Annotated in this window: 14 protein-coding genes; 6 read left to right on the top strand and 8 right to left on the bottom strand. The window is 66.2% G+C overall.

Features of this window, described 5'->3' with window-relative positions; genetic code table 11:
• Positions 1 to 9: 9 nt before the first annotated feature.
• From IEX24_RS17505 to IEX24_RS17495, 3 genes are all read right to left on the bottom strand, one after another.
• On the bottom strand, positions 10 to 582 hold the full coding sequence (locus tag IEX24_RS17505; protein ID WP_188680659.1) for an isoprenylcysteine carboxyl methyltransferase family protein: 573 nt from the start codon (positions 580 to 582) through the stop codon (positions 10 to 12).
• Complete coding sequence (locus IEX24_RS17500) at positions 582 to 1,664, bottom strand: type III polyketide synthase (RefSeq protein ID WP_188680657.1); 1,083 nt, start codon at positions 1,662 to 1,664, stop codon at positions 582 to 584. The genes IEX24_RS17505 and IEX24_RS17500 overlap by 1 nt, the downstream gene beginning before the upstream one ends.
• A gap of 74 nt (positions 1,665 to 1,738) precedes the next feature.
• Positions 1,739 to 2,977, bottom strand: a complete 1,239-nt coding sequence (locus tag IEX24_RS17495) for an MFS transporter (protein ID WP_188680655.1) — start codon at positions 2,975 to 2,977, stop codon at positions 1,739 to 1,741.
• 143 nt (positions 2,978 to 3,120) lie between these two features.
• Between IEX24_RS17495 and IEX24_RS17490 the strand changes: the two genes are divergently transcribed.
• On the top strand, positions 3,121 to 3,789 hold the full coding sequence (locus IEX24_RS17490; RefSeq protein WP_188680652.1) for a GntR family transcriptional regulator: 669 nt from the start codon (positions 3,121 to 3,123) through the stop codon (positions 3,787 to 3,789).
• Positions 3,790 to 3,791: 2 nt separating this feature from the next.
• Positions 3,792 to 4,088, top strand: coding sequence for a hypothetical protein (locus tag IEX24_RS17485; RefSeq protein ID WP_188680651.1), 297 nt, complete (start codon positions 3,792 to 3,794; stop codon positions 4,086 to 4,088).
• Here the strand turns inward: IEX24_RS17485 and IEX24_RS17480 are convergent.
• Entirely contained in the window at positions 3,990 to 4,592 is a 603-nt protein-coding gene (locus IEX24_RS17480) for a GNAT family N-acetyltransferase (RefSeq protein WP_188680649.1), read from the bottom strand. The genes IEX24_RS17485 and IEX24_RS17480 overlap by 99 nt on opposite strands.
• Before the next feature lie 114 nt (positions 4,593 to 4,706).
• On the opposite strand from IEX24_RS17480, the gene IEX24_RS17475 reads away from it, so the two are divergent.
• A complete protein-coding gene (locus IEX24_RS17475) occupies positions 4,707 to 5,267 on the top strand; it encodes a TIGR03086 family metal-binding protein (protein WP_188680647.1) in 561 nt (186 codons plus the stop codon).
• A 216-nt stretch (positions 5,268 to 5,483) separates the two neighbouring features.
• Entirely contained in the window at positions 5,484 to 6,455 is a 972-nt protein-coding gene (locus tag IEX24_RS17470) for an SDR family oxidoreductase (protein WP_188680645.1), read from the top strand.
• A gap of 138 nt (positions 6,456 to 6,593) precedes the next feature.
• Here the strand turns inward: IEX24_RS17470 and IEX24_RS17465 are convergent, their stop codons facing one another.
• Positions 6,594 to 7,451 carry a LysR substrate-binding domain-containing protein gene (locus IEX24_RS17465; protein ID WP_188680643.1) on the bottom strand — a complete coding sequence of 286 codons (858 nt, stop codon included), beginning with the start codon at positions 7,449 to 7,451 and terminating at the stop codon, positions 6,594 to 6,596.
• A gap of 300 nt (positions 7,452 to 7,751) precedes the next feature.
• On the opposite strand from IEX24_RS17465, the gene IEX24_RS17460 reads away from it, so the two are divergent.
• Complete coding sequence (locus tag IEX24_RS17460; protein WP_229715533.1) at positions 7,752 to 9,029, top strand: MFS transporter; 1,278 nt, start codon at positions 7,752 to 7,754, stop codon at positions 9,027 to 9,029.
• A gap of 121 nt (positions 9,030 to 9,150) precedes the next feature.
• Positions 9,151 to 9,810, top strand: coding sequence for a DUF1345 domain-containing protein (locus tag IEX24_RS17455; RefSeq protein ID WP_229715504.1), 660 nt, complete (start codon positions 9,151 to 9,153; stop codon positions 9,808 to 9,810).
• 89 nt (positions 9,811 to 9,899) lie between these two features.
• On the opposite strand, the gene gatB is transcribed toward IEX24_RS17455, so the two are convergent.
• The 3 genes from gatB to gatC are packed head-to-tail and all read right to left on the bottom strand — an operon-like array spanning position 9,900 to position 13,380.
• Positions 9,900 to 11,414, bottom strand: a complete 1,515-nt coding sequence (gene gatB, locus IEX24_RS17450; protein WP_188680641.1) for an Asp-tRNA(Asn)/Glu-tRNA(Gln) amidotransferase subunit GatB — start codon at positions 11,412 to 11,414, stop codon at positions 9,900 to 9,902.
• The gene (gene gatA / locus IEX24_RS17445) at positions 11,414 to 12,997 is read right to left on the bottom strand and encodes an Asp-tRNA(Asn)/Glu-tRNA(Gln) amidotransferase subunit GatA (RefSeq protein WP_188680638.1); all 1,584 of its coding nucleotides are present in this window, start codon (positions 12,995 to 12,997) and stop codon (positions 11,414 to 11,416) included. The genes gatB and gatA overlap by 1 nt, the downstream gene beginning before the upstream one ends.
• Positions 12,994 to 13,380, bottom strand: a complete 387-nt coding sequence (gene gatC / locus IEX24_RS17440) for an Asp-tRNA(Asn)/Glu-tRNA(Gln) amidotransferase subunit GatC (protein ID WP_188680636.1) — start codon at positions 13,378 to 13,380, stop codon at positions 12,994 to 12,996. Before gatC ends, gatA begins: the two co-directional genes overlap by 4 nt.
• Positions 13,381 to 13,400: the final 20 nt, after the last annotated feature.

The raw sequence follows: 13,400 nt of genomic DNA, 5'->3' as shown, positions 1-13,400 counted from the left end.
CCTACCCGCTCAGCTCGAAAACGCTTGGGGCGGCGCGGCACCATCTGCCGGCGACGACGCCGGCGACTGCGACAGCCCGAACGCCAGAGCCTTCTCTTCTACCGGAATACGGAAGCGCAGCAGCAGCACGAGATTCACGACCGTGAACACGGTCGCCGTGATCCACGCGTTGTAAACGAGCGGCAACGCGATACCCTCGGCCACCACTGCGACATAGTTCGGGTGATTCAGAAACCGGTACGGCCCGCGTTTCACCAGTGGCAGACCGGGAACCACAATGACCCGCGTGTTCCAGCGCTTACCGAGCGACCCGATGCACCACCAGCGCAGCGCCTGACAGGCCAGCGCGATGGCGAGCATCGGAAACCCGAGCCACGGCGTGAACGATCGCTGCAGCAGAAAGACCTCGGCGAGGCAGGCAACGAGCATCGACGTGTGCAGCACCACCATGAAGGGAAAATGGCCGCGCCCGAACTCAACTCCCCCGCGCGCGAACGCCCACTTCGCGTTGCGCGCAGAGACACCCAGCTCCACGAACCGTTCGGCCCCCGTAGCGAAGATCAGCGCCGCGTAAAGCAGCACTACTCGGCTGCCTCCGGCCACTGCACGAGCACGATTTCGGCGCAGACGCCAGGGCCGAGCGCAAAGAGCAGGCCTCGGTCACCCGACTCGAATTTGTTCTGCGCAAGGGTCTCGGCGAGCACATGCAGCACCGACGCCGACGACATGTTGCCTTTGTCGGCCATGGATGCCCAGCTCACGTCGAGCGCACCTTCGGCCAGCCCCAGGGCGGCCTGAAACGAGGTGAGTACCCGTGGGCCGCCCGGGTGAGCCATCCACACGTCGACGTCACTGACCCCGAGCTCGTGCTCGGTGAGCAGCCCCACCACATCGGAGTCGAAGTGCTCGTCGATGACGTCTGCGACGCCGGCCGTCAGCACGATGCGAAATCCGCTTTCGCTCGGGTTGAAGCCGAGCACCTCGCGCGTACCCGGGTAGAGCCTGCTGCGGGTGTCGAGCACGTCGGGCCCGGTGACCGGCATGGTCGTGGCACGTTCGGAGCCCACCATCACAACGGCCGCCGACCCATCACCGAACAGGCCGCTCGCCACGAGGTTTCCCATCGAATCGTCGCCGCGCTGCACCGTGAGGGAACAGAGCTCCACCGAAATGAGCAGCCCCACCTCGCCCGGATGGCCGATCAGGTAGTCGTTGACCCGCGCAATACCGGCAGCGCCGGCAACACAACCGAGCCCGAACATGGGCATGCGTTTCACGTCAGAACGAAAGCCTAAGCGGAGGGCCATCAGGGCATCCACTGACGGCGCAGAAATGCCGGTCACCGAGGTGAAGACGATGAAGTCGACGTCGGTCGGCTGCAGGTTCGCCTTGGCGAGTGCGCCCACCGTGGCCTCTTCTGCCAGATCGACTGCGGCCACAATGAATGTGTTGTTGGTGAGGGTGAAACTCAGGTCAGTGTCTTTGTACCAGTCGTACGGCATCACCAGGTGCCGTCTGTCGACCTTGCTGTTCGCGTGCAGCCTCTTCAACAGCGCCAATTTCTTGGGATCATCGGTGATGATGGGCCCCAGCAATTCGGTGATGGCAGATTGCGGGTAAGAACGAGGGGGGAAGGCTGCGGCAACTCCCGCGATTCGTGGCATTTTTGCACGGTACCACGAGGCGCTTGGGTTCGTTTGCCGCGCCTCGCGCTGATAACGCTCTGGTCACATTCGGTCTACAGTTTTTTACCCGAACGCTTGTCAACGAGAGGCACCAGAGGGATTGCGATAAGCGGCAGAAGCGCCGTCAGCCCGAATGAGGCGGCGAAGCCGAAACCACCGATGAGAGCGCCCATCACGGGCGCTGTCGCGGCAGCCGCGAGAAATTGTGCGGTGTTCTGCGCGCCGAGGGCGCGGCCCGACCAGCGACTGCCAGCCAGTTCGGCCACGGCGGTGAAGGCCAGCCCATTGTCGGCCACCGTGATAGCCGAGGCGACGATGACCACCAGCGCGGCGATGGCCGACAGACCCCACCAGTCGGTCAGGGCCAGAACGATCATGATGGCGCTGGCGCCGCCGGCGACAATTCGAAGCGGCAGCATGCGACTGCCCACCCGGTCAGAAACCAGGCCCACCACAATGCGGCCGAGAGCTCCGACGAATTGCGCAACACCCACCACGACGCCGGCGGCCAGGGGCTGCCAGCCTTCGTCGGTGATCAGCCAGACCAACGCGAACGTCGAAATGACGAACTGCGGAAAGACGAGCAGAACCGAGACACCGTGGATGCGCCAGAGCAACGTCGACTGCCGGTACGGGTTCGGCGGCTTCTGACCCACAGGCAGCACGTCGTGCGCCGCGCGCTTCGGGTCGACGATGAAGACGGCGCTCAGCACCGCCGCAACCGCCGTGACGATGAAGGGAAACAGCAGCGCGGTCTGCAGCCCACCGCTCGCGGCCAGCGGCGGAATCACGATCGCGGCCGCTGCGACCCCCAGCGGCTGGGCCATTTGGCGAATGCCCATGGCCAGCCCGCGCCGGTTGGCCGGAAACCAGCCCACCACGAGTCGACCCCCAGCGGCGTTGGCACTCGCGGCGCCCATGCCGCCGACGAGCAAGAAGATCGTGGTGACCACCAGGTCGGTTGAGACGAGTGCCCCGAAGGCCGCGAGCGCCGTCACGGTGAGCCCGGCGGCGATGACCCAGTGTTCACCTACCTTGTCGGCCAAGGCACCCCACGCGATGAGTGTCAGCACCATGCCCAACGAAGGCGCGGCCACCACGAGGCCGGCCTGAGCGAGCGACAGGCCTCTGTCGCTATGCAGCAGCGTGATCAGGAAGGCGGGTGAACTCACCGCGATGGTGCCGGCGACCTGCGCGAAGAGACCGAGCGCGAGCATGAACCACGGGCGAAAGCCGAGGCGCGGCTTCGCTGGGGGTCGGTCGCGGGGTGCGGTTTCGACGGGGTCGGTCATGGTCGTGCGTTCTCTTCTCGGGTGTGGAGGTGCGGCGCCGTGTGGCGCCGCACCTGCGGTGCAGTGGAGTACTCGTGCCGAGTGCGTCATGGAATACCCTAGCGGTATACCACCAAGGTATACCAAACGGATATGCTGAGGGCATGAGTGAAACGTCGCAGACCGTGCTGATCTACGAGCGGCTTCGGGAGGGCATCCTGAGCCTTTCGATGACGCCGGGCGAACGGCTCACCGAGCGAGGGCTCGAAACAGAACTCTCGGCCTCGCGTACGCCCGTGCGCGCCGCGCTGATGCGGCTCGAAGCCGAAGGGCTGGTACAACGTGACGGGCGCGGCTGGATGGTGTCGCCCATCGACCTTGCCGAGATCGCCAGCCTGCTCGAATACCGCGAGGTGATCGAGGCCGCCGGTGTGCGGCTGGCGGCAGAGCGGGCGAGCGACGGCGACCTCGCGGCTCTGGATGAACTGCTGCACGCGTTCGATCCGAGTGGTTCGAGCGAGCAGGGGCACCGCATGGGCACCGACTTTCATGTGGAGCTGGTGCGGCTCAGCGAGAATCCATTCTTGGCTTCGGCCGCCGAAGGGGCGATGACAAGGCTGTCGCGCACCCGCTGGCTCGAGGTGCAGACCGAGCAGGCCAGGGCCCTGGCCGTGGCCGAGCACCAGGCGGTTCTGGATGCGCTTCGGCGGCGAGACGCAGACGAGGCGGTGCGGCTCGCGGTCGCGCACATTCGCAGTACGCGTGATCGGTTGCTGGCGTCGCTCGCCGCCGATCGGCGGTTTCTGCGGGCGCGAGGGGTTGCGATCGTGTGAGGGTGGGCGCCGCGCCGGCGGTGCTGGCGGCGGTGCTGGCGGTGCTGGCGGCGGTGCTGGCGGTGCTGGCGGCGGTGCTGGCGGCGGTGCTGGCGGTGCAGGTGGCGCAGGCGGTGCTGGCGGCGGTGGCGGCGCGGGTGGCGGTGCATGTGGCGGCGCTGGCTGCGCAGGTGGCGGCGAAGGCCCTGCCAGGTCGTGAGTTAGAGCACGGGCGCGGCCAGCAACGAGACGAGCACTTCGCCGCCCTTGGTGGCCTGCTGGCCTACCTCTTCGAAGCCGAGGCGGTAATGAAAACGTAAAGACCCGGGGTTCGGCGGCTCGAGGTTGACCTCGCAGAACACCTCGGCGGCACCGAGAGCGCGGGCTTCGTCGAAGACGGCGGTGTAGAGCAGGCGGCCCACCCCTTTGTCGCGCGCGCCTTCTGACACCACGATGCGGTCGACGTAGAGAAAGTCGTGCGAGCGCGATTGAAACCAGGTGTAGTTCTCGCTCTGGTAGTCGGCGCCGGGGGCCAAGGTGACGACGAAACCCAAGGCGGGGGCCAGGGCGGCTGGCGCGGCTGCGGGCGACTCGGCGGCTGGCGCGGCTGCGGGTGCGGCGGTTGGCGCGGCTGCGAGTGCGGGCGCGGGTGCGGGCGGCTCGGCCCCTGTCGCGTCGACGACCGCGATGCTGGCGTGGGCCACCGCCAGAATGGCGCTCAAGGCAGACTCATCGAGTTCGTTGACGGCCGGCACGGCAGCGTTGTTGAGGGCGAGCAGGTGCGGCAGATCATCCGGAGTCACGGGGCGCGTTTGAAGAGTCACCAGTCGAAACTACACGTGCACAATCGCTGTCAGCGTAAGTTATGCACAGATCGGTTGAGGCGGAATGGATGCACGAGTGCCGGGCTTTACTCTTGAGAAAGAACGGGAGACCCCATGAGTATCGACTGGATTAGCCTCCGTCAAACGGCGCACAACGAATTCAGCGCACGGCTGGCGGCGGTGACCGACTGGTCGGCGCCCACGCCCGACACCGAGTGGAACACGCACCAATTAGTGCAGCACGTCATCGAAGAGCAGCAGTGGGTTCCGCTGCTGCTCGAGGGGCGAACCGTGCGGCAGGCGCAGCCGTACATCCGTGCACTCGGTGACGACCTCATTGCCGAATGGCACCGGTACTCCGCGGCCGCGGCATCGGCCTGGGCGAAGGCGCCTAGTGACGCGCCCGTGCACGTGTCGTACGGCACCATTCCGGCGAGCGAATACCTCAGCGAGCAGGTGTCAGACGTGACGATTCACACGTGGGATCTCGCACGTGCGACCCACTCGAGCGACCAACTCGACCCCGCCCTCATCGAGGCCGTGTACACCGTCTTCGAGCCGCAGAAAGACACCCTCGAAGCCAGCGGGCTCTTCGCGTCGCCGGTTCCCATCGCAGACGATGCACCGCTGCAGTCGCGGCTGCTCGCGCTCACCGGCCGCGACGACCGCCTCTGACCGCGAGTCGCGCGGTCGCGGCGGAGTGTGGGCGTGTGGGCGTGTGGGCGTGTGGCACGAGTCTGACGCGTGGCGCGCCGATCGCGTCTGACCGCGACGCGCGGTGACGCAAGACGACCGGCTCCGAGTAAATGAGCGGCTGTCACGGCGACGGCGCGCGAAGCGGGTCCGGCGCGCGAAGCGGGCCTGTCGCGCTGAATAGGTCAGGCTGTGAGTATGGCGCGCACTCCGAATATTGAGCTACCCGATTTGACCGGGCGGCGAGCGTTGGTGACCGGGGGTAACTCCGGGCTCGGGTTCGAGACGGCAAGGCGGCTGCTCGCGGCCGGCGCCGATGTGATCATCACGTCGCGCTCGGCAGAGAAGGGTGCGGAGGCGATGGAAAAGCTCGCGTCGGGCGCTGAAACGACCACGGCCTCGACCACGGGGGGAGGCAGAACGCGGGGCTCGGTGCGAGTCGCGGCGCTCGACCTCGCGAATCTGGGGTCTGTACGGCGGTTGGCTGACGAGATCGTGGGTGACGGGCATCCACTCGACCTGCTCTTCAACAATGCAGGAGTGATGGCTGTGCCACGCAGAACACTCACCGACGACGGGTTCGAGCTGCAATTCGGCACCAACCACCTCGGGCATTTCGCGCTCACCGGCCGACTGATGCCTGCGCTGCAGCGGGCCGACGCACCGCGGGTCGTCACCATGTCGAGCATCATGCACTGGATGGGCCGCATCGACTTCGAAGACCTGCACCACGAGAGCCGCTACAACGCCTGGGGTGCATACGGGCAGTCGAAGCTCGCGAACCTGATGTTCACGAAAGAGTTCGCCCGCCGCAACGCATCGCTCGGCTGGGGTGTGCTGAGCCTCGCGGCGCATCCCGGGTTCAGTCGTACGAATCTGCAGTCGTCGGGCCCGAACCTCGGTCGGGCGAAGCCGTCGCGCGCCATGACCGCCATGAACCGGATGCCCGGAATGACGCAATCCGCTGCCGAGGGGGCGCTGCCTGAGCTCTTCGCGGCCACCAACGACGAGGTGCTCGGGGGCGACTACTTTGGCCCGTCGGGCTTTCTCGAGCTGACGGGCGAACCGAACTTCGCCCACTTCACCCGTCGCGCCGAGAGCGAGAAGCAGGGCGCGCTGCTCTGGCTACGCTCAGAGGAGCTGACGGGCGTGCACTTTCCCACCGATTAACCCTCGCGCCGCCTGGGCGCCGACGCGCCCGTGACACTCGCTCGGTTTGACGCAAAAGCTCCTTAAAACGCGGTATGGCGAGCCTTTTCGTCAAGTCGATCGTGGCGTGCGCCCCGCGGCGGAGCAGGGCGGAGTGGCCTAGGGCGCGGGGCGGTTCAGCGGGCGACCCATGATGGCCGTGGTGAGCGCCTCCACGGGCGAGGCCGCCGCCGATGGGTTCGCGAGCAGGCGAAAGTCGACGTGCCCAAGCTCGGGCAGGCCGAAGCGCGGGCCCACCGGCACGAGATCGTCGGGAATCAGCGACTGCGGAAACACGGCGATTCCGATTCCCGCCCGCACGGCCGCGAGCATGCCGTTCACCTCCCGGGTGTTGCACGTGATGCGCCACGTGCGGCCGGCCCCCTCGAGCGCATCGATGGCGCTCTGCCTGCTGATGCTCGGCGCCTGGTACGCGATCAACGGCACTGGCGCACCAGACTCCACCACGGTCTTCGGCTGACCGACCCAGACCAGACTGTCGCGCCTTACCAGCGCACCCTCGTCAGAGTCGGCCATGCGCTTGATGAAGATGAGGTCGAGCCGCCCTGCTTTGAGCTGCCGGTAGAGCGGCGTGCTCTGGTTCACGGTCAGCTCGAGGTTGATCTGCGGGTAGAGCTGCCGAAAATGCCTCAGGATGCGCGGCAGTTGGGTGATGGCCAGGTCGTCAGCAGCGCCGAACCGCAGCCTGCCCTTCATTGCCGACCCGCTGAAATACGTGGTCGCTGCCGAGTGCGCGGCAAGAATGCTGCGAGCGAACCCTGCCATAGCGTCACCGTTGTCGGTCATCCGCACGTCTCGCGTATCGCGAGCGACCAGTTGCCTGCCGGCCGACTCCTCGAGCTTACGAATGTGCTGGCTGACGGTGGGCTGGCTGATGCCCAGCCGCGCCGCCGCTCCCGTGAAACTGTGCGTATCGGCTACCGCGAGAAACGTGGTCAACAACACCGGATCGAACATCTACCCGAACACCTCATTCGAAAACGTAATAGGAGTAATAGCCTCAATTTAGCAAGAGAATGAGCGCGCGCGCGATACCGTCGAAGAACACCACCCATTACTACGTAACTTAGGTTTTTTGTGATTGCTCCACCGCCCACCCTGCCCATCGACATCGTTCGCCCCGAAGCATCCGACTCGCCGAGACCGCCCGCCGGCTCACGAGCCGCCAGCCCATCGCCCGTCTCTCCGCCGCCCGCCGCCGCACCGCCGCCCGCCGCCGCGCCAGCAGCCACTGCCCCCGCGACCGCCCCCGTCGCGATCATCCGGCACCGCCCGCCGTGGCGCGACACCCTCGTGGCCTTGCGCATCTACAACTACCGGCTGTTCACGTTCTCGAACATGGTGTCGATGACCGGCACGTGGATGCAGCGCATCGCCCAAGACTGGCTCGTTCTCGAGCTGACCGGCAGCGTCACCGCGGTGGGCATCACTGTGGCGATGCAGTTCACCCCGATGCTGCTGTTCGGTCTTTTCGGCGGTGTCTTCGTCGACCGGCATTCGCGCCGGCTGCTGCTGATTGCCACGCAGATCGGCATGTTCGTGCTGGCCGCGGCCCTCGCTGTGCTCACCCTGACGGGCGTTGTCGAGGTGTGGCAGGTGTACATCATCGCGTTTCTCGTGGGCGTGGTGACTGTGTTCGACAACCCCGCCCGCCAGGTCTTCGTCAACGAGCTCGTGGGGCCGAAATACCTGCACAACGCCATCAGCATCAACTCCTCGGTGTTTCAGCTGGGCGGTCTCATCGGGCCGGCCATCAGTGGCGCGCTGCTGGTCGCTGTGGGCGCCGGATGGTCGTTTGCCATCAACGCCGTCAGCTGCTTGTTCGTCGTAGCAGCGTTACTCCTGTTACGCGTGGCAGACCTGCACAAGAGCACACCCGCGGTGCGGGCCCCGGGGCAGCTTCGCGAGGGCCTTCGTTATGTCGTGTCGAAGCCGTCGATTCTCTGGACCATGGTGATGATGGCCGTGCTCTCGCTCTTCACATTCTCGATGCCCGTGCTGCTCGCGGCGTTCGCCAGTGGGGTTTTCAACGTGGGCGCTGCGGGTTACGGTCTGTTCAATACGCTCTTGGCTGTGGGTGCCTTCACGGGTGCTGTTGCCTCGACGAGGCGCATGGGCATCCGGTTGCGAACGGTTATTGCGACGGCAGCGCTCTTCGGGTTGCTGCAGGCTGCCGCCGGGCTCATGCCGAACCAGCTGTTCTTCTCGGTGGTGCTCATCGGGGTGGGCTTCGCGAACCTGCTGTTCATCACGGGCGCGAACTCTCTGGTGCAGATTTCGTCGAACATGGCGGTGCGCGGGCGAGTGATGTCGGTGTACGTGCTCGTGCTGCTCGGCGGGCAGGCCATCGGCGGGCCGTTCATGGGCTGGATCGTGGAGACGTTCGGGGCACACACCGCGATGGCTATTTCGGGGTTGGCACCAGTGTTGGCGGCTGTCGTGATCGGGGCGATCCTCGCAAAACAGGGGCGGTTGCGGCTTCGGCTGACGTTGCGGTCGGCACCTCGATTCGTGAGCATCGTGCAGGCCGACTAAGGCGCTGTCTTTCAGGGGGTCTCGTGCCCCGAGATTCCTGAGAGGTTTCGAAGGAGTGGCTCGGGGTTCTCGAGCGCGGGTCTGAGCATCCATTCGCCATCGTGCGTGCGATGATCGCAAGATGAGTACCACGACCGCAAAACTGCCGCTGATGCACCGATCGGTGACGCGAGCCGTCATCATGCTTCTGGTGGGGCTCGTGGCGGGGCTGATTGCGGGAATCACCTACGACTGGGCCGACGCGGCGGTCGTTGGGTGGATCTGCGCGGCTCTCGTCTACGACATTTGGACGTGGTCGCGCACCCACAACAAGAACGCGGCCGATACGCAGAAGCATGCCACGCGCGAAGACCCCTCGCGGGCGACGGCCGAGTTGCTGCTGCTGCTCGCGAGCCTCGGTAGCATCGCGGCCGTCGTGGTGGTGATTCTGGGGTCGAGCGACGAGCACGGGGTCGACAAGTTCGGGGCCGGGGCGCTCGGTGTGCTGAGCCTGACGCTGTCGTGGGTGCTCGTGCACACGCTTTTCACGCTGCGATATGCCTCGATCTACTACCGCGATACGCCGGGCGGCATCGACTTCAACCAGAAGGAGAACCCCCGGTACAGCGACTTCGCGTACCTCGCGTTCACTATCGGCATGACGTACCAGGTGTCAGACACCACGTTTCAGACCAGCGCCTTTCGTTCGCAAGCTCTGCGGCACGCGCTGCTGTCGTATCTCTTCGGTGCCGTCATCTTGGCGTCGGCCATCAACCTCGTGGCGGGGTTGGCGTCGAACTAGGTGCGGTGCGAAAAAAGGCGGCGAATCGCACAGGGCGGCGGCGCATAGGCCGTGCCCGGTGTAATCCGCTGCCCTTTTGTGTGTCGCGGCTAGGCGCTTGCGCGCTCGAGTACGAGCTCGCGCACGCGCGCGGCATCGGCCTGACCCTTCATGGCCTTCATCACCGCGCCGATGACGGCACCGGCGGCCTGAACCTTGCCGTCGCGAATCTTGGCGAGCACGTCGGGCTGCGCGGCGAGCGCCTCGTCGATGGCGGCGATGAGCGCTCCATCGTCTGAAACCACGGCAAGCCCTCGGCCGGCGACAACCTCATCGGGGGTGCCTTCGCCCTCGATGACGCCCTCGAGCACTTGGCGCGCGAGGCGGTCGGTCAAGGTGCCCGACTCGACGAGCGCGATGAGCTCTGACACGTGCAGCGGCGAGACCAGGCTTGACGCGTCGACCCCGCGCTGGTTGGCGATGCGTGCGATCTCACCCGTCCACCATTTGCGTGCTGACTGAGCGGATGCTCCCGCCTTCGTCGTCTCGACGATCTCGGTGAGGAGCCCCGAGTTCACCACGTCTTGAAACTCGAGGTCGGTGAATCCCCAGTCGGCCTTCAATCGCCGACGCCGAGCGACTGGAGCCTCGGGCAAGCCGGCCCGCAGCACTTCGATCAGCTCGAGGCTCGGCACTACCGGCAGAAGATCGGGCTCCGGAAAGTACCGGTAGTCGTCGGCGTCGCTCTTCGGGCGGCCCGCCGAGGTCTGGCCGGTGTCTTCGTGCCAGTGCCGGGTCTCTTGGATGATCGTTCCGCCGCCCTCGAGAATGGCGGCCTGGCGCTGAATCTCATAACGAATCGCGCGCTCGACCGATCGCAGCGAGTTGACGTTCTTCGTCTCGGTGCGGGTGCCGAGTTTCGCGGGCGGCTCCCCCGGCGCGGTACGCGGACGCAACGAGATGTTCGCGTCGCAGCGCAGGTTTCCGCGCTCCATCTTCGCGTCTGAGATGCCGAGCGCCACCACGATGTCGCGAATCGTCGACACGTACGCCTTCGCCAGCTCGGGCGCGTCACCCTCTGCCCCATAGATGATGTCGGTCACGATCTCGACCAGCGGCACGCCGGCCCGGTTGTAGTCGACGAGCGAGTACTCGGCCCCTTGGATGCGGCCGGTCGCGCCGCCGACATGCGTCAGCTTGCCGGCGTCTTCTTCCATGTGCGCCCGTTCGATCGGAACGGTGAAGAGTCGCCCGTCGGGCAGCTCGACCTCGACCGAACCGGTGAACGCGATAGGCTCGTCGAACTGCGAGATCTGGTAGTTCTTCGCCAGGTCAGGGTAGAAATAGTTCTTTCGCGCGAAGCGCGAGCTGGGTGCTATCGAGCATCCGAGAGCCAGACCCAGACTGATGGCGTACTTCACCGCCTGCTCGTTCACCACCGGCAGCGAGCCCGGCAGGCCGAGGTCGACGGGAGTGACGTTCGTGTTCGGTTCGCCGCCGAAGAAGTTCGGGGCGTCAGAGAACATCTTGGTCTTCGTGTTCAGCTCGACGTGCACCTCGAAACCGAGCACCGGTTCGTAGAGTTCGATGGCCTTCTCGTAGGGCATCAATGCGGGCTTGGCCATCAGACGGCACCTTCTTCAGACGCGAACATTTCTTGCGGGGCGAGATCGGGGGCTTCGCTGAGTAGTGGATGCCCCCGCTTCTCTTCGAGCAGCGCCTCGAGGGTTGCGCCGAGTTTGTACAGCCGGGCATCCTCTCGGGCGGGTGCCATGAATTGGATGCCGACGGGCAAGCCGTCTTCGGGCGCGAGGCCGACGGGCAGGCTGATTCCGGGAACCCCGGCGAGGTTCGCGGGAATCGTGGTGAGGTCGTTGAGGTACATCGCCAGCGGGTCGTCGAGTTTCTCGCCGAGCTTGAACGCCGTGGTGGGCGCGCTGGGGCTGACGAGCACATCGACGTCGGCGAAGACGCGGGCGAAGTCGCGCTGGATGAGCGTGCGAACCTTCTGGGCACTGCCGTAGTACGCGTCGTAGTAGCCCGCGCTCAGTGCGTAGGTACCGAGGATGATGCGGCGCTTGACCTCGGGGCCGAATCCGGCCTCGCGGGTCGCCGACATGACGTCTTCGACCGTTCCGCCGCCGGGCGGGTTCACTCTGAGGCCGAAACGCACCGAGTCGAACTTGGCGAGGTTGCTCGACGCCTCGGCGGGAAGGATCAGGTAGTACGCCGAGATGGCGTACTCGAAGCTCGGGGTGCTGACCTCGATAACCTCGGCGCCCGCAGCGGTGAGCAACGCGACGGCTTCTTCGAATCGCTGCGTCACGCCCTTTTGAAAGCCGTCACCCTGCAGTTCTTTGACAATGCCGACTTTGAGGCCCTTGAGGCTTCTGGTTGCGGCACCCTCGCGTGCGGCGGCGGCGAAGCTGGGCCACTCGTCACGAAGGCTCGTGGAGTCGCGGGCGTCGTGGCCGCCGATCACGTCGTGCAGCAGCGCGGCATCCAGAACGGTGCGGCTGACGGGGCCGACCTGGTCGAGGCTCGAGGCGAGCGCGATGGCGCCGTAGCGGCTCACTCCCCCATAGGTCGGCTTGACGCCGACCGAGCCCGTGACTGCTGCGGGCTGGCGAATCGAGCCGCCGGTGTCGCTGCCGAGGGCGAGGGGCGCTTCGAACGCGGCAACCGCTGCGGCGCTCCCGCCGCCGGAGCCGCCCGGGATGCGGTCGAGATCCCACGGGTTGTGGGTCGGGCCGTAGGCCGAATGCTCGGTCGACGAGCCCATGGCGAACTCGTCCATGTTCGTCTTGCCGAGCGGAATGAGGCCCGCACGCCTGAGCTTCGCGACCACGGTTGCGTCGTACGGCGGAACCCAGCCCTCGAGAATCTTCGAGCCCGCAGTGCTTGGCATGTCGATGGTGCAGAGCACATCTTTGATGGCGATGGGTACGCCCGCGAGCTCGCTGGCGCTGCCGCCACGTGCTGCTCCGGTCTCGTCTGCACTTAGGTCTCCGGATGCCCGGCGAGCGTCGATCGCCCGCGCCGTCGCCCGGGCCTGGTCAGCCGCAACGTGCAGAAACGCGTGCACGTCAGGGTCGACGGCCGCGATGCGGTCGAGGTGGGCATCCACTGCTTCGAGGCTGCTGACCTCTCTGGTGCGCAGCTTCTCGGCGAGGGCCGACGCCGTGAGGCGGGTCAGGTCGTGGCTCACTGCTCTTCTCCCAGAATCGCTGACACGCGGAATCGGCTGCCGTCGTGCTCGGGCGCGCCTGAAAGCGCTTGTTCTTGCGTCAGCGTCACGCCCACCACGTCATCTCTGAAGACGTTCTGCAACGGAATGGGGTGGCTCGTGGCGGGCACGTCAGGCGTCGCCACCTCGGTGACTTTCGCGACGTTGTCGACGATGGCCACCAGCTCACCGGTCAGCTTCGTGATCTCTTCGGGCGTCAGCTTGATGCGCGCGAGCCCCGCGAGGTGCTCGACCTGTGCGGATGTGATCTCTCCGGGCGCACCGTCGCCGTCGGCCTTCGCCGGGCGGCTGTTGGCGCTCGTCGCCGGGCGGGCGCTCTCGCTGGGCGGTGTTTCGGTAGACATGCGACTCCGTACTGCTGGGT

Source organism: Subtercola lobariae (assembly GCF_014640255.1).
Lineage (GTDB): Bacteria > Actinomycetota > Actinomycetes > Actinomycetales > Microbacteriaceae > Subtercola > Subtercola lobariae.
This window is presented reverse-complemented; position numbering and strand designations above follow the sequence as displayed.